Consider the following 16,173-nt stretch of genomic DNA (forward strand, 5'->3'; position numbering starts at 1 on the left):
TTTACGGAGCGCGGCGCATTTCCGCCACAAAATCGTAATGATCGCTGCGGCAATACGAATGCGTGAGTTCCACCGCTTCGCCCGACTCCAGGTAGGCGATGCGCGTGATGAACAGCACGGCCTGGCCATCGGGGATGCCCAGCTGCTTGGCCAGCACGTCCGTCGCATTCATGGCGCGGATGTGCTGCAGGGCGCGCACGGGGGCCTTCTTGATGCTGCTCAAGTATTCATACAACGAGTCGCCCATGGTATCCGGGTCCGGCACCACGCTGAACGGCAGCACGCTCACTTCATACGCCATCACGACGTCGTCGGCCAGGCGCAAGCGCTCCAGGCGCGCCACTTTCGTGTTCTGCGCCAGGCCCAGGCTCAGCTGTTCATCGCTGCTGGCGATGACGACTTCGCGCTTGAGCCAGCGCGAACCGGGGCGGTAGCCGCGCTGCTGCAGCTGCTCGGAAAAGCTCGACAGGTTCGACAGCGGCTGCTCGATGCGCGGGGCAATATAGTTGCCCGAGCCGCGGCGGCGCACGACGAGGCCTTGCTCGACGAGCTGGTCGATGGCCTTGCGGGCAGTCACGCGCGATACGTCGAGCAGTTCGGACAGGGTACGTTCGGATGGCAGGGCCTGGTCTACCTGGTAGCGGCCGTTGCGTACGTCATCGCTCAGCTTGCGGGCGATCTGCATATATAAAGGCGAATTGTCATTTAAATCGACCTTGAGTTCTACGCTGGTCTGGCTCATACAGTTCTCCTTGTCCTCCTAGTGTAATAGCGATGGCGCCTGCGCGTAGCCCGTCCACCCATGAATAAATGGAAAATGACCATAAATAACGGTTATACACTTAAAAAAACAATGTTTTACCGTACGTATAGCTTTGCATTATAGATAAATAAGCAATTTTCATTAGCCATGTAAACCATCGCGCCCTATGCTGGTGACGCCTCCACCACATCGGACTACAGGGAAACATGCACAATAAAATGACGGGTTTACTGGGCTTGCTGCTGCTGGGCACAACCTGGAGCGCGCTGGCCGCCCCGCCCGGCAGCGGCAGCGGCAGCGACCAGCAGCGCGCGCTCGATGCCACGCTGGCTGCCATCGTCGACGATGCGGCCCACCCGCTGGCCAGCCTGTCCGTGCTGGCCATCCGCCAAGGAAAAGTATCGTATCAGCAACAATTTGGCTACCGGCACATAGTCGCCACGCCGGCGGACAGCTTGCCCGTGACGCCGGCCACCCTGTTCCGCATCGCTTCCGTCTCGAAGATGATGACCACCCTGGGCCTGATGCGGCTGGTCGAGCAGGGCAAGCTGAGCCTGGACCAGGATGTGGGCATTTATCTGGGCTTTTCCCTGCGCAACCCGCATTTCCCCCAGCAACCGTTAACCCTGCGCAGCTTGCTCAGCCATACCTCCTCGCTGCGCGACGCGGGCGGCTACGCCTGGGGGCCGGAACGCAGCCTGCGCGACGTGTTTACGGCCGGCGGCGACAGCATGTGGGATCGCGCCGCAGCGCCGGGCCGCTATTTTACGTATTCCAACCTGAACTGGGGCGTGATCGGCACGGTGATGGAAAAAGTCACGGGCGAGCGCTTCGATTTGCTGATGCGGCGCCTGCTGCTCGATCCCCTCGACGTGCGCGGCGGCTACAACCCGGCCACCTTCTCCCCGGAAGAGGTCGCCAATACGGCCACCCTGTACCGCAAGCGCACGCTGGAGACGGAAATCTGGCAGCCGCACGGGCCATGGATCGCCCAGGCCGACGATTTTGACCAGCGCCCACCGGCCGGCCTGGCCAACTATGTGACCGGCAGCAATGCCACCGTCTTCAGTCCCACGGGCGGCTTGCGCATTTCCACCGCGGGACTGGGCAAGGTCATGCAGATGCTGCTCGACGGGGGCCGCTACCAGGATCAGCAGCTATTGCAGCCGGCCAGCATTGCACTGATGTTTGGCCGGCAATGGCAGCTGGCGCCGGACGCCAGCAATGGCAACAGCGAACGGGGCCTGTACCGTGCCTGGGGCCTGGGCAACCAGCAATTCGACGCGGTGGCGGGGCAGGGCAACGGCCTGGTCGAGGGCGCCAGTTTTCATGCGGTCGGCCATTTGGGCGACGCGTATGGCCTGGTGTCCGCCTTCGTGCTCGATTTCAAGAACAGGAACGGCATGGTGATGCTGGCGGGCGGCACGGGCAACGATCCCGAACGCTATCCGGGCACGTATTCCGCCATGGGCCGCAGCGAGGAATTGATACTCACCACCTTATACCGTGGTGCGATTGACAAGCATGAATAATTTGCACTGAAATAGTGCATTCCTGAAAGTTATGGCTGCACCATGATGTTTCATTGGCTCCCCGACCGGCCAGCCTCTAAGCTCTTCCCGAATGCTTCCGCACCATGGGAGCGCAACGCAGCGAGGCAACATGCAGCAACAAGTCATCATCATCGGCGGCGGCATCGTCGGTCTGACATCGGCCTGGTGGCTGGCCGAGGCCGGCTACAAGGTCACTGTACTGGAACGCAATGAACAGGTGGCCATCGCCGCCAGCTACCGCAATGGCGGCCAGCTCAGCTATCGCTATGTGGCGCCCCTCGCGGACGCGGGCGTGCCCTTGAAAGCCCTGCAGTGGCTGCTGCAAAAAGACGGTCCGCTGCGCTTCCGTCCCGAAGCGGACTGGCGCCAATGGCGCTGGCTGGCCAGTTTCTTGCGCAATTGCAATGCTGCCAGCAATGCCCGCACGACGGCCAAGCTGCTGCAGCTGGGCGAATGGAGCCGCGCCGGCATGGCGCAGCTGGAGTTGACGGTGCGGCCCGAGGCGTATGCCTGGCGCGATGCGGGCAAGCTCATCGTCTACCGCACGCCCGCCACCTTCCAGCGGGCCGTGGCGCGGCCGGAGTCGGAAGAGGCGCGCATCGTCTTGTCTCCGTCTGAAGCCGTACAGCGCGAACCGGCGCTGGCCGCCTTGCAGGGTGCGCTGGCGGGCGGTATCTTTACCGAAGGAGAAGCCGTGGCTGATTGCCACGCCTTTTGCCTGGCCCTGGAAGCGCGTTTGCTGCAGCACCCGAACTTTTCCCTCCTGTTAAAAGGCGAGGCGCGCCGCCTCGTCACGCACAAGGGCAAGGTCACGGGCGTCGACACCAGCCTGGGCCTGTTGCAGGCAGATCACTATGTGCTGGCGGCCGGCATCCAGAGCCGCGACCTGGCCGCCACGGCGGGCGTCTACCTGCCCCTGTACCCGCTGAAAGGCTACAGCCTGACGGCGCCCATCCGCGCGCGCGACCGGGCGCCCGAAATCAGCATCACGGATTTCGAGCGCAAGGTGCTGTATGCGCGCATAGGCGGCGACCTGCGCGTGGCCGCCATGGTCGACATGGTGGGCGCCGACAACAGCATCGACTGGAACCGCATCGCCGGCCTGACGCGGCTGGCGCGCGAAGCCATGCCGCACGGCGCCGACTACGACCAGGCCACGGCCTGGGCCGGCCTGCGCCCCGCCACGCCGAACAGCGCGCCGCTGGTGGGCGCCAGCAAAGTCGGCAATCTGTGGCTCAACGTGGGCCACGGTCCGCTGGGCTTTACCTTTGCCGCCGGCACGGCGCGCATCCTGGCCGATCTCATGGCCGGCAAGGCGCCGCCGTTCGCGCTGGACTTCCTCGCGCCGCAAAAATAGGCGGAGCGGCGGCAACGGCGACCGGCGCCGCCGTTATGGCGGATAATTGCGGAACTTTCCTGTTCCCCTATCCGTCAGCGCATGCCCACACCCTCGAAATTGTCCGCCTGCCCCTGTGGCGGCGCCTCCTACGCCAGCTGCTGCGGCCCGTATATCGCGGGCGACGCCTTGCCGCCCACGGCCGAAGCCCTGATGCGCTCGCGCTACACGGCCTTCACCTTGCGCGACGAGCCCTATCTGCGCGCCACCTGGCACGCCAGCACCCGTCCCGCCGACGCTTTATTCGCCGAAGAAGAAAAAGTCCACTGGCTGGGACTTGAGGTAAAATCTGCTTTACGTTTACGTCAACGTAAAGCAGAATCAGCAGATCAAGCCGAAGAGATACAGCGCGACACCGTCGAATTCGTGGCCCGCTACAAGGTCAACGGCCGCGCGCACCGCCTGCATGAGGTGAGCCGCTTCGTGCGCGAGGCGGGCGAGGGCGGTGGCGCCCTGCGCTGGTTTTATCTCGACGGCAGTTTTCCCGAATAGCGCGACCCGAGAGACCGGGCGATCATAAAAAGGAACCGCAATGCCGCACATCGAAAGCAAACTCAATCCGCGCAGTGAAGATTTCAAGGCCAATGCCGCGGCCATGCAAGCCATCGTCGACGATTTGCGCGACAAGGTGGAAAAGATCGCGGCCGGCGGCGGCGAGGCGGCGGCCGCCAAGCATCTGGCGCGCGGAAAACTGCTGCCGCGCGACCGCGTGCAGATGCTGCTCGATCCCGGCACGCCCTTCCTCGAGTTTTCCCAGATGGCGGCCTACGCCATGTACCAGGACGCCAAGGGCGTCGATGCGGCGCCCGCCGCCGGCATCATCACGGGCATCGGCCGGGTCTCCGGCCAGGAATGCGTCATCGTCTGCAACGACGCTACAGTCAAGGGCGGCACGTATTACCCGATGACGGTGAAAAAGCATTTGCGCGCCCAGGAAATCGCCGACCAGAACAACCTGCCCTGCATTTATTTGGTCGATTCGGGCGGCGCCAACCTGCCGAACCAGGACGACGTCTTCCCCGACCGCGACCATTTCGGCCGCATCTTCTACAACCAGGCGAACCTGTCGGCCAAGGGCATCCCGCAAATCGCCGTCGTGATGGGCTCTTGCACGGCAGGCGGCGCCTACGTGCCGGCCATGAGCGACGAATCGATCATCGTCAAGGAACAAGGCACGATTTTCCTCGGCGGCCCGCCGCTGGTGAAGGCTGCCACGGGCGAAGTGGTGACGGCCGAAGACCTGGGCGGCGGCGACGTGCACACGCGCTTGTCCGGCGTGGTCGACCACCTGGCGCAGAACGATTTGCACGCGCTGTCGCTGGCGCGCACCATCGTCTCGAACCTGAACCGTAAAAAACCGCAGCAGATGGACTTGCGCGCATCCGTCGAGCCGAAATACCCGACGCAGGAACTGTACGGCGTGATCCCCGTCGATACGCGCAAACCGTTCGACGTGCGCGAAGTGATCGCGCGCATCGTCGACGGCAGCGATTTCGACGAATTCAAGGCCCGCTACGGCACCACCTTGATCTGCGGCTTCGCGCACATCTATGGCGTAAAAGTCGGCATCATCGCCAATAACGGCATCTTGTTCTCCGAATCGGCCCTGAAAGGCACGCACTTCATCGAATTGTGCTGCCAGCGCAAGATCCCGCTGGTGTTTTTGCAAAATATCACCGGCTTCATGGTGGGCCGCAAGTATGAAAACGAAGGCATCGCCCGCAACGGCGCCAAGATGGTGACGGCCGTGGCCACGGCCGCCGTGCCGAAATTCACGGTGATCATCGGCGGCAGCTTCGGCGCCGGCAATTACGGCATGTGCGGCCGCGCGTTTTCTCCCCGTTTCATGTGGATGTGGCCGAATGCGCGCATTTCCGTCATGGGCGGCGACCAGGCGGCCTCCGTGCTGGCGACCGTCAAGCGCGACGGCATCGAAGGCAAGGGCGGGCAGTGGAGCGCGGACGAGGAAGCGGCGTTCAAGCAGCCGATCAAGGAGCAATATGAACACCAGGGCCACCCGTACTACGCCACCGCGCGCCTGTGGGACGATGGCGTGATCGACCCGGCCGACACCCGCATGGTGCTGGGCCTGGGCCTGTCGGCCGCCTTGAACGCGGAAATCCCGGACACGAAGTTCGGCGTATTCCGCATGTAAGGGAGAGAAAAGCATGGAATTTGAAACCTTAAAGCTGGTCATCGAAGGCAACGTCGCCACCGTGACCCTGAACCGCCCCGACGTGCGCAATGCCTTCAACGAGACGACGATCGCCGAACTGGCGCGCGCCTTCGAAGGCCTGGGACGCAGCGACATGGTGCGCGCCATCGTGCTGGCCGCGAATGGCGCGGCCTTTTGCGCCGGCGCGGACTTGAACTGGATGAAGAAGATGGCAGGCTACACGCATGCCGAAAACCAGGCCGACGCGCTGCAGCTGGCGCAGATGCTGCGCACGATTTACCTGTGTCCGAAACCCGTGGTGGCGAAGGTCCAGGGCGACTGCTATGCGGGCGGCATGGGCCTCGTCGCCGCATGCGATATCATTCTGGTTGCGGAAGACGTGCATTTCTGCCTGAGCGAAGTGCGGCTGGGACTGATTCCCGCCACTATTTCACCGTATGTCATCAAGGCCATGGGCGAAAACGCGGCACGCCGCTATTTCCTGACCGCCGAGCGATTCTCCGCTCAGGAAGCGCTGCGCATCGGCTTTGCCCACGAGGTAGTCGAGGCAGACGCGCTGGACGCGAAAACGGCCGAGGTGCTCAAAGCGCTGACGGGCAACAGCCCGCACGCCGTGGCGCAAGCGAAAACGCTGGTGCGCGAGATCGTCGGCCAACCCGTCGACGACGCGCTGCTGGCGGACACCGCCGAGCGCATCGCGCAGATCCGCGCCTCGGAACAGGGCCGCGAAGGCGTGCAATCGTTCCTCGACAAGCGCAAGCCGGGTTGGCTCATGGGCTAAGAATATCATTGGAGCAGTTTTGAAAGCAGAAAAACAATCGGGCTGGGTCGAACGCAGTCTGCGCAGCGTGTGGCATCCGTGCACACAGATGCAGCACCACGCATCGGCTAACGACGCGGTCCCCTTGATCCCCGTCAGCCACGGCCGCGGCGCCTGGCTGTATGATCACGAAGGACGACGCTACCTGGACGCCATCAGCTCCTGGTGGGTGAACCTGTTCGGCCACGCGAATCCGCGCATCAATGCGGAATTGAAGGACCAGCTGGACCGGCTGGAACACGCGATGCTGGCCGGTTTCACGCATGAACCGGTGATCGAGCTGTCGGAAAAACTCTCCGCCTTGACGGGCAGCGTGCTTGGCCACAGTTTTTATGCGTCCGACGGGGCCTCGGCCGTGGAAATCGCCCTGAAAATGAGCTTTCACGCCTGGCGCAACAGCGGCAAGGGTGAAAAGCAGGAATTCGTCTGCCTGAAAGGCAGCTACCACGGCGAAACCATCGGCGCGCTGGCCGTCACGGACGTCGCCCTGTTCAAGGATGCCTACGGCCCCTTGCTGCGCGCATCAACGACGGTGATGTCGCCCGACTTCCGCCAGGCGGCCGAGGGCGAGTCCGCCGAGGACGTGGCGCGCCGCGCCGCCGCCGACGTGGAACGGCTGTTCCAGGAAAAGTCCGAAAGAATCGCCGCCATCATCATCGAGCCGCTGGTGCAGTGCGCCACCGGCATGGCCATGCACGACCCGCTGTACCTGTCGCTGGTGCGCGCCCTGTGCGACCGTTATCAGGTCCATCTGATCCTCGATGAAATCGCCGTCGGCTGCGGCCGCACGGGCACGTTCTTTGCGTGCGAACAGGCCGGCATCTGGCCCGATTTCGTCTGCCTGTCGAAGGGCATCAGCGGCGGCTATTTGCCGCTGTCGCTGGTGATGACGCGCGAAGATATTTATCAAGCCTTCTACAGCACCGACGTGCACCGCGGCTTCTTGCATTCGCACTCGTACACGGGCAACCCGCTGGCCTGCCGCGCCGCGCTGGCGACGCTTTCCATCTTCGAGGAAGACGATGTGCTGGCCACCAACCGCGTGCGCGCCGACAAGATCACGCAAGCACTGGCGCCGCTGGCGCAGCATGAAAAAGTCAAACACTTCCGCCAGCAGGGCATGATCTGGGCGTTTGACGCCGTCGACGCGGCGCCCGATTTCTCGCGCCGCTTCTTCAGCACGGCGCTGGAACACGAGCTGCTGATGCGCCCCATCGGTTCCACCGTCTACCTGATGCCGCCGTATATCCTCGACGACGCCGAAATCGCGGGCCTGGGCCAGCAGACCTTGGCCGTCTTCAACAAAGTGATCGGAGCCTGAGATGGAACTGATCGCGCAATTGCAACAGCAGCTGCAAGGGCTGGAAGAGCGCAGCCTGATCCGCCGCCGCCGCACCGTCGACACGCCGTGCGCGCCGCGCCTGACGGTCGATGGCCGCGCCATGCTGGCCTTTTGCAGCAATGACTACCTGGGCCTGGCGTCGCATCCGCGCATCGTCGCCGCGCTGAAAGAGGGCGCCGACCTGTATGGCGCCGGCAGCGGCGCTTCGCACCTGATCAGCGGCCATAGCCGCGCCCATGCGCAGCTGGAAGAGCGCCTGGCCGATTTCGTGGGCGCCAACCTGGAAAACGCCCGCGCGCTGTATTTCTGCACCGGCTACATGGCCAATCTGGCCGTGCTGACGGCCCTGTCGGCGGGCGACGCGGAAGCCGAGATCTTCTCGGAAGCGCTGAACCACGCCTCGCTGATCGACGGCACGCGCCTGGCGCGCGTAAAAACGCGCGTGTATCCGCACGCCGACCTCGATGCCCTGGCGGCCCTGCTGGCGGCCAGCACGGCCAAAACCAAAATCGTCGTCACCGACAGCGTCTTCAGCATGGATGGAGACCTGGCGCCGCTGCCCGCGCTGCTGGCCCTGTGCGAGCAGCACGGCGCCTGGCTGGTGGTCGACGACGCGCACGGCTTCGGCGCGCTGGGAGCCAACGGCCGCGGCGCGCTCGAACACTTCGACCTGCATTCGCCCTACCTGGTCTACGTGGGCACGCTGGGCAAATCGGCCGGCGTGGGCGGCGCCTTCGTGTGCGCGCACGAAGCCGTGATCGACACCCTGATCCAGAAGGCGCGCCCCTACATCTTCACGACGGCGGCCGCGCCCGCGCTCGCGCATGCGCTGCTGGCCAGCCTGAACATCATCGCCGGTGAAGAAGGAAAACAACGCCGGATGCACCTCGCGGCGCTGGTGGCGCAATGGAACGAGGGCTTGCAGCTGCAGCGCTGGCAAGCCTTGCCATCCGTGACCGCCATCCAGCCCGTCATCATCGGCGAGAACGCGGACATGCTAGACATCGCCGCCCAACTCTATGAGCAAGGCCTGTGGGTCGGCGCCATCCGCCCGCCCACCGTGCCGGCGGGCACGGCGCGCCTGCGCGTAACCCTGTCGGCCGGCCATACGGCGCAGGAAGTGGCGCAATTGATCAATGCAGTCAACACCCTGGAAAGGACTCGCCATGAGCCTTGATGACCCCATCGTGGCCGAAGTGCTGGCGGACCTGGCGCCGGCCGTGCAGCCGGCACCGGCAGCCACCGCCCTGCCATCGCGCTTTGCCTGTTTCGTCACCGGCACCGACACGGAAATCGGCAAGACATTGACGTCGTCGGCCCTGCTGCACGCGCTGGTGGCGCGCGGCGTGCGCGCCTGCGGCATGAAGCCCGTGGCCGCCGGCGCCGAGATGCGCGACGGCGAACTGCATAATGAAGACGCCGACAGCCTGATCGCCGCCGGCAACGTCACCATGCTGCGCAGCCTGACGACGCCCTACATGCTGAAGGAACCGGCGGCGCCGCACATCGCCGCCGCGCTCGAAGGCGTGAGCATCGAATCGGTGCCGATACTGGCCGCCTACCTGGAAATCGCCGCCGCCTCGGACGCCGTGGTGGTCGAAGGCGTGGGCGGATTCCGCGTGCCCCTGTCGCCCGGTTTCGACTCGGCCGACCTGGCGCAGCAGCTCGATCTGCCCGTGATCCTCGTGGTCGGCATGCGTTTGGGCTGCATCAGCCAGGCCTTGCTGACGGTGGAAGCCATCGAAGCGCGCGGCCTGACGGTGATCGGCTGGGTCGCCAACACGCTGGAAGTGGAAATGCGCTTCCTCGACGAAAATATCGATGCGCTGATCGAGCGCATCCCGGCGCCGCTGCTGGGCAGGGTGCCGCGCCTGGCGCAACCGAGCGCGGAAGCGGCGGCCGCGTATCTCGATTTCACCGGCCTGCCCAACTGGCCGGCGCAGCATCCCAACACTTAATGTAGCTAAAAAATAGAAACGAAGGAATCACCATGTCTTTAGTCCAAGAAGCAGCAAAAACCGTCGAACTGCACCGCCCAACGGCGCGCATCACCGTGCCGGAAGCGGCCACCTGGCCTGTCGCCGACGTGCTGGCCCTGTTCGACCTGCCATTCAATGACCTGATGTTCAAGGCCCAGCAAACCCACCGCGTCAACTTCCCCGACGGCGACGTGGAACTGGCGACCCTGTTGTCGATCAAGACGGGCGGCTGCGAGGAAGACTGCGGCTACTGCCCGCAGGCGGCCCGCTACGACACGGGCGTGGAAGCGAAGAAAATCCTCGACATCGACACGGTGCTCGACGCGGCCCGCCAGGCGAAAGCCAACGGTGCCACGCGCTTCTGCATGGGCGCCGCCTGGCGCAGCCCGAAAGAGCGCGACATGGAAAAAGTCGAAGAGATGGTGACCAAGGTCAAGGCGCTGGGCCTGGAAACATGCGCTACTTTGGGCATGCTGGAAGAGGGACAAGCGGACCGCCTGAAAAACGCGGGCCTGGACTTCTACAACCATAACCTCGATACGGCGCCCGAGTTCTACGACAACGTCATCTCGACGCGCGAATACCAGGACCGCCTCGATACCCTGGGCCGCGTGCGCGAAGCTGGCTTAAAAGTATGCTGCGGCGGCATCGTCGGCATGGGCGAGACGCGTCTGCAGCGCGCGGGCCTGATCGCCCAGCTGGCGAACCTGAATCCGTATCCGGAATCGGTGCCCGTGAACCACCTGGTGCAGGTGGAAGGCACGCCTTTGTTCGGCCTGGAAGCGCTGGACCCGTTCGAATTCGTGCGCACGATCGCCGTGGCCCGCATCACCATGCCGAAGGCGCGCGTGCGCTTGTCGGCCGGCCGCCGCCAGATGGGCGAAGCCGTGCAAGCCATGTGCTTCCTGGCTGGCGCCAATTCCATCTTCTACGGCGACAAGCTGCTCACCACCGACAACCCGGAAGCGGAAGACGACCGCGTCTTGCTGGGAAAACTGGGCTTGCAGACGCGCGGCGCCATGCTGGAATCGGTACAGAAAGAGAAGTGCGGCTGCTGATCGAAGTCAACCGGGGTCAGACCCGCTGGGTCTGACCCCGGCATTTGTTTGTGTAAACCGTGACAGTGACAATCCAAAAGAAAGCTGAGGTCTGACCCGACGGGTCAGCCCCCCCAAAAAACTTCCAGCCACGAGCTGCAAAGAGAGAGACCATGTTCACTAAAATCCTGATCGCCAACCGCGGCGAAATCGCTTGCCGTGTCGCCGCTACCGCGCGCCGCATGGGCATCCAGACCGTCGCCGTGTATTCGGAAGCGGACGCCAACGCCAAGCACGTCGCCGTCTGCGACGAAGCCGTCCTGATCGGCCCCGCGCCGGCCAAGGAAAGCTATCTGTGCGGCGACAAGATCATCGCCGTAGCGCTGGCGACAGGTGCGCAGGCGATCCACCCCGGCTACGGATTTTTGTCCGAGAACGCCGACTTCGCCGACGCCTGCCAGGCTGCAGGCCTGGTCTTCATCGGCCCGCCGGCATCCGCCATGCGCGCCATGGGCTCGAAATCGGCGGCCAAGTCGCTGATGGAAAAAGCGAACGTGCCGCTGGTGCCCGGCTACCACGGCGAGAATCAGGATGCGGACTTCCTGCACGGCCAGGCCGACAAGATCGGCTACCCCGTGCTGCTGAAGGCGTCCGCCGGCGGCGGCGGCAAGGGCATGCGCGTCATCGAGAACAGCGCCGACTTCAAGGCCGCGCTGGCCTCGTGCAAGCGCGAAGCGATCAGCTCTTTCGGCGACGACAAGGTGCTGGCCGAAAAATACCTGTCGCGCCCGCGCCATATCGAAATCCAGGTGTTTGCCGACACGCTCGGCAACTGCATCTACCTGTTCGAGCGCGATTGCTCGGTGCAGCGCCGTCACCAGAAGGTGCTGGAAGAAGCGCCGGCGCCGGGCATGCCGGCGGATCGCCGCGCCGCCATGGGCGAAGCTGCCGTCGCCGCCGCCAAGGCCGTCGGCTATGTGGGCGCGGGCACGGTGGAATTCATCGCCAACCAGGACGGCTCGTTCTACTTCATGGAGATGAACACGCGCCTGCAGGTGGAACATCCGGTGACGGAAATGATCACCGGCACCGACCTGGTGGAATGGCAGCTGCGCGTCGCCTTTGGCGAGCCGCTGCCGAAAAAACAGAGCGAATTGACCATCCACGGCCACGCCATCGAAGCGCGCATCTATGCGGAAAATCCTGAAAAAGGCTTTTTACCGTCGATCGGCACCCTGCGCCACATGCAGGCGCCATCGGCCGTGACGTTCGAGCTGGGTGGCACGGTGGTGCCGGCCGCCGTGCGCATCGATTCGGGCGTGCGCGAAGGCGATGCCATCTCGCCGTTCTACGACCCGATGATCGCCAAGCTGATCGTCTGGGGCGCGGACCGCCGCGTAGCGCTGGCGCGCATGGCGCAGGCGCTGTCGGAATACCAGATCGTCGGCCTGGCCAGCAATATCGCCTTCCTGAAACGCCTGGTCGAAGGCCAGGCGTTTTCCAGCGCCGACCTCGATACGGGTTTGATCGAGCGCAATCAGGCGTCGCTGTTCCCCGCCCTGCAGGCGGCGCCCGACACGGCCCTGGCGCTGGCGGCAGTCAGCCTGCTGACGGAAGAAAAAGCGGCATCCGAAGCGCAATCGGGCAATCCCGCCGACCCGTGGGGCAATGCCCTGGGCTGGCGCTTGAACAGCACCCTGGGACGCAGCCTGGCATTTGCCGACGAATTCGCGCTGGCCGGCGACAGCAAGGCCTATGCCGCGCGCATCGCCTACAAAACCGATGGCTGGCTGTTCAACGGCCAGCCTCTCACCCTGACGGCGCGCAAAGGCAACGAGCTGCACATCAAGCTCGGTGAACGCGCCGTGCATGGCACGGTGCTGCGCGACGGCGAGCAGTTCCACGTATTCACCGGCGGCTTGCACTACACCCTGCACTACAGCGACCCGATGGCCCATGCGGGCGAGGTGGAAGCGGAGGGCGGGCGCCTGACGGCGCCGATGCCGGGCAAGGTCGTCGCCGTGCTGGTCAATCAAGGCCAGGACGTCAAGAAGGGCGAACCCTTGGTCATCATGGAAGCGATGAAGATGGAGCACACGATCGCCGCGCCGCACGACGGCCTGGTGGAAGAGGTGCTGTATGCGGTCGGCGACCAGGTGGCCGATGGCGCGCCGCTGCTGGCTTTCAAGGCTGCCGCATAGAGGCAGCCACGATGCGCATCCTTTTACAACGTGCTGACGACAAGGAAGCGGCGTGGATCGCCGATTTTAAAGACTTGCTGCCCGAAGCCGAGATAGTCTTCTGGCGCGACGGCGACACATTCGCGCCATGCGACTTCGCCGTCGTGTGGCAGCCGCCCGCCGCCATGCTGCCGGCATTGAGCGAAGTCAAAGCCATCTTCAACACGGGTGCCGGCGTGGACGCGCTGTTGAAGTTCGGCGAGGCGCTGCCGGCCCACGTGCCGCTGGTGCGCCTCGACGACGCGGGCATGGGCGTGCAGATGGCCGAATATGTGAGCCACGCCGTGCTGCGCCACTTCCGCCGCTTCGACGACTACGAGGCGCAGGGCCGCGCCGGCATCTGGCAGCCGCTGCCCGCCTTCGACAAGATGGATTTTCCCGTCGGCGTGCTGGGAATGGGCGTGCTGGGCACGCGCGTGCTCGCAGCGCTGGCGCAGTTCGAATTTCCCCTGCGGGGCTGGAGCCGCAGCCGGAAGCACATCGATGGCGTGCAGTGTTTTGCGGGCGAAGAGGGGCTCGATGCCTTCTTGCGCGGCACGCGCGTGCTGGTGTGCATGCTGCCGCTCACGCCGGACACGCACAACCTGCTCGACCGCGCCCGCCTGTCGATGCTGCTGCCGGGCGCCTACGTCGTCAACGTGGCGCGCGGCGCGCATATCGCCGAACCGGACTTATTGACGTTGATCCGCTCCGGGCATATCGCCGGAGCGACCCTGGACGTGTTCCGCAACGAGCCGCTGCCGCAGCAGCACCCGTTCTGGCAAGAACCGCGCATCACCATCACGCCGCATATTTCGGCCGCCACCCTGCGCCGCGAAAGCGTGGCGCAGATCGCCGCCAAGATGCGCCGCCTGCACGCCGGAGACTCAGTCGCCGGCATCGTCAACCGTTTGCAAGGATATTGAGATGAGCAATCAACCGAATTTGCCGAAACAGGTCAAGATCGTCGAAGTGGGTCCGCGCGACGGCCTGCAAAACGAAAAGGAAACCATCAGCGCCGCCGTCAAGATCGAACTGGTCGACCGCCTGACCCTGGCCGGCTTCGCCAATATCGAGGCGGCGTCCTTCGTCTCGCCGAAATGGGTGCCGCAGATGGCCACCAGCGCGGAAGTGATGGAGAGAATCGCGCGCCGCCCGGGCACCATTTATTCGGCGCTGACGCCGAACATGCAGGGTTTTGAGGCGGCACTGGCGGCGAAGGCCGATGAAGTGGTGATCTTCGGCTCCGCATCGGAGGCGTTCTCGCAAAAGAACATCAATTGCTCGATCGCCGAATCGATCGCCCGCTTCGAAGGCGTGGCGAAGGCGGCCAAGGAACACGGCCTGCGCCTGCGCGGCAGCATCAGCTGCGCCTTCGGCTGCCCCTACCAGGGGGAAGTGCCGCTCGACGCCGTGGCCGACGTGGTGGGCCGCATGCGCGACCTCGGTTGCGACGAGATCGACATCGCCGACACCATCGGCGTAGCCACGCCGAGAAAGACGCAGGCGGTGATGGAACGCGCGATTGCCGCCTTTCACGTGGGCGGCCTGTCCGGCCACTTCCACGACACCTACGGCCAGGCGCTGGCGAACATCTACGCCAGCCTGGAAACAGGCATCGCGATCTATCATTCGTCCGTCTCGGGCCTGGGCGGCTGCCCGTACGCCAAGGGCGCCACCGGCAACGTGGCCACCGAAGACGTGCTGTACATGATGCAGGGACTGGGGATTAGTACCGGCATCGACCTGGACCTGGTGGTCGACGCGGGGCAGTTCATTGCGCAGCAACTGGGGCGCAAGGGTTCCAGCCGCGCCGGCAATGCGATTGCGGCGAAACGCCTGGGATAAATAAAAGGGGCTGCGGCCCCTTTTTGCTGCCGGCCTCGCGCCGCAGGCGCTACAGACGAAAAAAAACCCAAGAGCCGAAACTCTTGGGTTTTTTTCTACAAATTTGGTCGGAGTACAAGGATTCGAACCTTGGACCCCCTGGTCCCAAACCAGGTGCGCTACCGGGCTGCGCCACACTCCGAAGACCAAGATAATACAGGCCGTATCGACTTCGGTCAAGGGTCAGGTGAAACTCTATGTAAATTATTTACGCGCGGCACTGCGACTCATGTATTTTTCAAAACGATTGAAGTATGCGACACTGGCTTGGCAAGTTTTCCCGATCAGACATGAAGGCGACGACGGCAATGGAGTTCAGTATAGAAAGAAGCGGCGGCGGCCAGCCCATGCCGAATCGCCGCGGCATCGCGCTGGGCGTCGGCGTATCCCTGCTGCTGCACGGCGCCCTGATCTACCTGTGGCGCCACGTGCAGCCAGCCGCGCTGCCGGATGCCGCGCCGCGCGTGGAATCGATCGCCGTGTGGATACGTCCGCTGGCCGCCAAGCCCCCGCCGCCGCCTGTCGAGGTGGTCAAGCCGAAGCGAGAAGCCAAACCCGTCAGCAAGCCGACACGCGCCACTGTCCGCGAAACGCCAGCAGCGGCCACAACACCAGCGGCCAGCCCGCAAGCCATCACGGTGGTGCCGGCCTCGCCGGCGGCCAGTCCAGATACCTTCAGGCAAGAAACCCCGGAGACGCCGAAATTCGAAATGGAAGCGGCCAAACGCACGGCGCGCAAGATGGCGGGCGAGCGCGATCCGTCCAAGGCGGGCACGGCCGTGGGGCAAATCCCCGACAAGCCGCTGCAAACGGAAACCCAACTGGCGCGCGACATCGCACAAGGCAAGCGCGGCGATTGCCGCACCGCCTATTCCGGCGCAGGCTTGCTGGCGCCCGTGCTGATGTTACTCGACAAGAAGGATAGCGGCTGCAAGTGGTGATGGCCTGCTTGACTATACCCATATTGGGTACTAACATACCCAATATGGGTACTTTCGCAG

At 64.3% G+C, this 16,173-nt stretch carries 14 protein-coding genes and 1 tRNA gene; 13 read left to right on the forward strand and 2 right to left on the reverse strand.

Going from position 1 to position 16,173, the window contains the following annotated elements:
- Position 1: 1 nt before the first annotated feature.
- A complete protein-coding gene (locus BZG29_RS00915; RefSeq protein WP_077398269.1) occupies positions 2-742 on the reverse strand; it encodes a GntR family transcriptional regulator in 741 nt (246 codons plus the stop codon).
- Between the two features lie 227 nt (positions 743-969).
- Between BZG29_RS00915 and BZG29_RS00920 the strand changes: the two genes are divergently transcribed.
- From BZG29_RS00920 to BZG29_RS00975, 12 genes are all read left to right on the forward strand, one after another.
- A complete protein-coding gene (locus BZG29_RS00920; RefSeq protein WP_077398270.1) occupies positions 970-2,295 on the forward strand; it encodes a serine hydrolase in 1,326 nt (441 codons plus the stop codon).
- A 130-nt stretch (positions 2,296-2,425) separates the two neighbouring features.
- Positions 2,426-3,673: a D-amino acid dehydrogenase gene (locus BZG29_RS00925; protein ID WP_077398271.1), complete on the forward strand. Its 1,248-nt coding sequence runs from the start codon at positions 2,426-2,428 to the stop codon at positions 3,671-3,673.
- 81 nt (positions 3,674-3,754) lie between these two features.
- Positions 3,755-4,204, forward strand: a complete 450-nt coding sequence (locus tag BZG29_RS00930; RefSeq protein WP_077398272.1) for a YchJ family metal-binding protein — start codon at positions 3,755-3,757, stop codon at positions 4,202-4,204.
- A gap of 40 nt (positions 4,205-4,244) precedes the next feature.
- Positions 4,245-5,867 (forward strand): carboxyl transferase domain-containing protein, encoded by a 1,623-nt coding sequence (locus tag BZG29_RS00935; protein WP_077398273.1) that lies wholly within the window; start codon positions 4,245-4,247, stop codon positions 5,865-5,867.
- Positions 5,868-5,880: 13 nt separating this feature from the next.
- Positions 5,881-6,669, forward strand: coding sequence for an enoyl-CoA hydratase/isomerase family protein (locus tag BZG29_RS00940; protein WP_077398274.1), 789 nt, complete (start codon positions 5,881-5,883; stop codon positions 6,667-6,669).
- Between the two features lie 19 nt (positions 6,670-6,688).
- Positions 6,689-8,029 carry an adenosylmethionine--8-amino-7-oxononanoate transaminase gene (bioA, locus tag BZG29_RS00945; protein ID WP_077398275.1) on the forward strand — a complete coding sequence of 447 codons (1,341 nt, stop codon included), beginning with the start codon at positions 6,689-6,691 and terminating at the stop codon, positions 8,027-8,029.
- A gap of 1 nt (position 8,030) precedes the next feature.
- Positions 8,031-9,227 (forward strand): 8-amino-7-oxononanoate synthase, encoded by a 1,197-nt coding sequence (gene bioF, locus BZG29_RS00950; protein ID WP_077398276.1) that lies wholly within the window; start codon positions 8,031-8,033, stop codon positions 9,225-9,227.
- Complete coding sequence (gene bioD, locus BZG29_RS00955; protein ID WP_077398277.1) at positions 9,217-10,008, forward strand: dethiobiotin synthase; 792 nt, start codon at positions 9,217-9,219, stop codon at positions 10,006-10,008. Before bioF ends, bioD begins: the two co-directional genes overlap by 11 nt.
- A gap of 32 nt (positions 10,009-10,040) precedes the next feature.
- On the forward strand, positions 10,041-11,087 hold the full coding sequence (bioB, locus tag BZG29_RS00960; protein ID WP_077398278.1) for a biotin synthase BioB: 1,047 nt from the start codon (positions 10,041-10,043) through the stop codon (positions 11,085-11,087).
- 152 nt (positions 11,088-11,239) lie between these two features.
- Positions 11,240-13,267, forward strand: a complete 2,028-nt coding sequence (locus tag BZG29_RS00965; protein WP_077398279.1) for an acetyl/propionyl/methylcrotonyl-CoA carboxylase subunit alpha — start codon at positions 11,240-11,242, stop codon at positions 13,265-13,267.
- Between the two features lie 11 nt (positions 13,268-13,278).
- Positions 13,279-14,211 carry a glyoxylate/hydroxypyruvate reductase A gene (locus BZG29_RS00970; protein WP_077398280.1) on the forward strand — a complete coding sequence of 311 codons (933 nt, stop codon included), beginning with the start codon at positions 13,279-13,281 and terminating at the stop codon, positions 14,209-14,211.
- A gap of 1 nt (position 14,212) precedes the next feature.
- On the forward strand, positions 14,213-15,133 hold the full coding sequence (locus tag BZG29_RS00975) for a hydroxymethylglutaryl-CoA lyase (RefSeq protein WP_077398281.1): 921 nt from the start codon (positions 14,213-14,215) through the stop codon (positions 15,131-15,133).
- Between the two features lie 104 nt (positions 15,134-15,237).
- Here BZG29_RS00975 and BZG29_RS00980 read toward each other — a convergent pair.
- Positions 15,238-15,314 (reverse strand) — tRNA-Pro (locus tag BZG29_RS00980).
- Positions 15,315-15,519: 205 nt separating this feature from the next.
- On the opposite strand from BZG29_RS00980, the gene BZG29_RS00985 reads away from it, so the two are divergent.
- Positions 15,520-16,113, forward strand: a complete 594-nt coding sequence (locus tag BZG29_RS00985; RefSeq protein WP_077398282.1) for a hypothetical protein — start codon at positions 15,520-15,522, stop codon at positions 16,111-16,113.
- The last annotated feature ends 60 nt before the right edge of the window (positions 16,114-16,173 follow it).

Origin of the sequence: Janthinobacterium sp. LM6, assembly GCF_002002885.1 — a bacterium.
In the GTDB taxonomy this organism is placed as follows: domain Bacteria; phylum Pseudomonadota; class Gammaproteobacteria; order Burkholderiales; family Burkholderiaceae_D; genus Janthinobacterium; species Janthinobacterium kumbetense.

What these genes read in the sequence shown, in the direction of transcription:
- BZG29_RS00975 (WP_077398281.1), top strand. Translation starts at nt 14,213, where the DNA reads ATGAGCAATCAACCGAATTTGCCGAAACAGGTCAAGATCGTCGAAGTG.
- BZG29_RS00970 (WP_077398280.1), top strand. Translation starts at nt 13,279, where the DNA reads ATGCGCATCCTTTTACAACGTGCTGACGACAAGGAAGCGGCGTGGATC.
- BZG29_RS00930 (WP_077398272.1), top strand. Translation starts at nt 3,755, where the DNA reads ATGCCCACACCCTCGAAATTGTCCGCCTGCCCCTGTGGCGGCGCCTCC.
- BZG29_RS00920 (WP_077398270.1), top strand. Translation starts at nt 970, where the DNA reads ATGCACAATAAAATGACGGGTTTACTGGGCTTGCTGCTGCTGGGCACA.
- bioD (WP_077398277.1), top strand. Translation starts at nt 9,217, where the DNA reads ATGAGCCTTGATGACCCCATCGTGGCCGAAGTGCTGGCGGACCTGGCG.
- BZG29_RS00940 (WP_077398274.1), top strand. Translation starts at nt 5,881, where the DNA reads ATGGAATTTGAAACCTTAAAGCTGGTCATCGAAGGCAACGTCGCCACC.
- BZG29_RS00985 (WP_077398282.1), top strand. Translation starts at nt 15,520, where the DNA reads ATGCCGAATCGCCGCGGCATCGCGCTGGGCGTCGGCGTATCCCTGCTG.
- BZG29_RS00935 (WP_077398273.1), top strand. Translation starts at nt 4,245, where the DNA reads ATGCCGCACATCGAAAGCAAACTCAATCCGCGCAGTGAAGATTTCAAG.
- BZG29_RS00965 (WP_077398279.1), top strand. Translation starts at nt 11,240, where the DNA reads ATGTTCACTAAAATCCTGATCGCCAACCGCGGCGAAATCGCTTGCCGT.
- bioB (WP_077398278.1), top strand. Translation starts at nt 10,041, where the DNA reads ATGTCTTTAGTCCAAGAAGCAGCAAAAACCGTCGAACTGCACCGCCCA.
- BZG29_RS00925 (WP_077398271.1), top strand. Translation starts at nt 2,426, where the DNA reads ATGCAGCAACAAGTCATCATCATCGGCGGCGGCATCGTCGGTCTGACA.
- BZG29_RS00915 (WP_077398269.1), bottom strand. Translation starts at nt 742, where the DNA reads ATGAGCCAGACCAGCGTAGAACTCAAGGTCGATTTAAATGACAATTCG.
- bioF (WP_077398276.1), top strand. Translation starts at nt 8,031, where the DNA reads ATGGAACTGATCGCGCAATTGCAACAGCAGCTGCAAGGGCTGGAAGAG.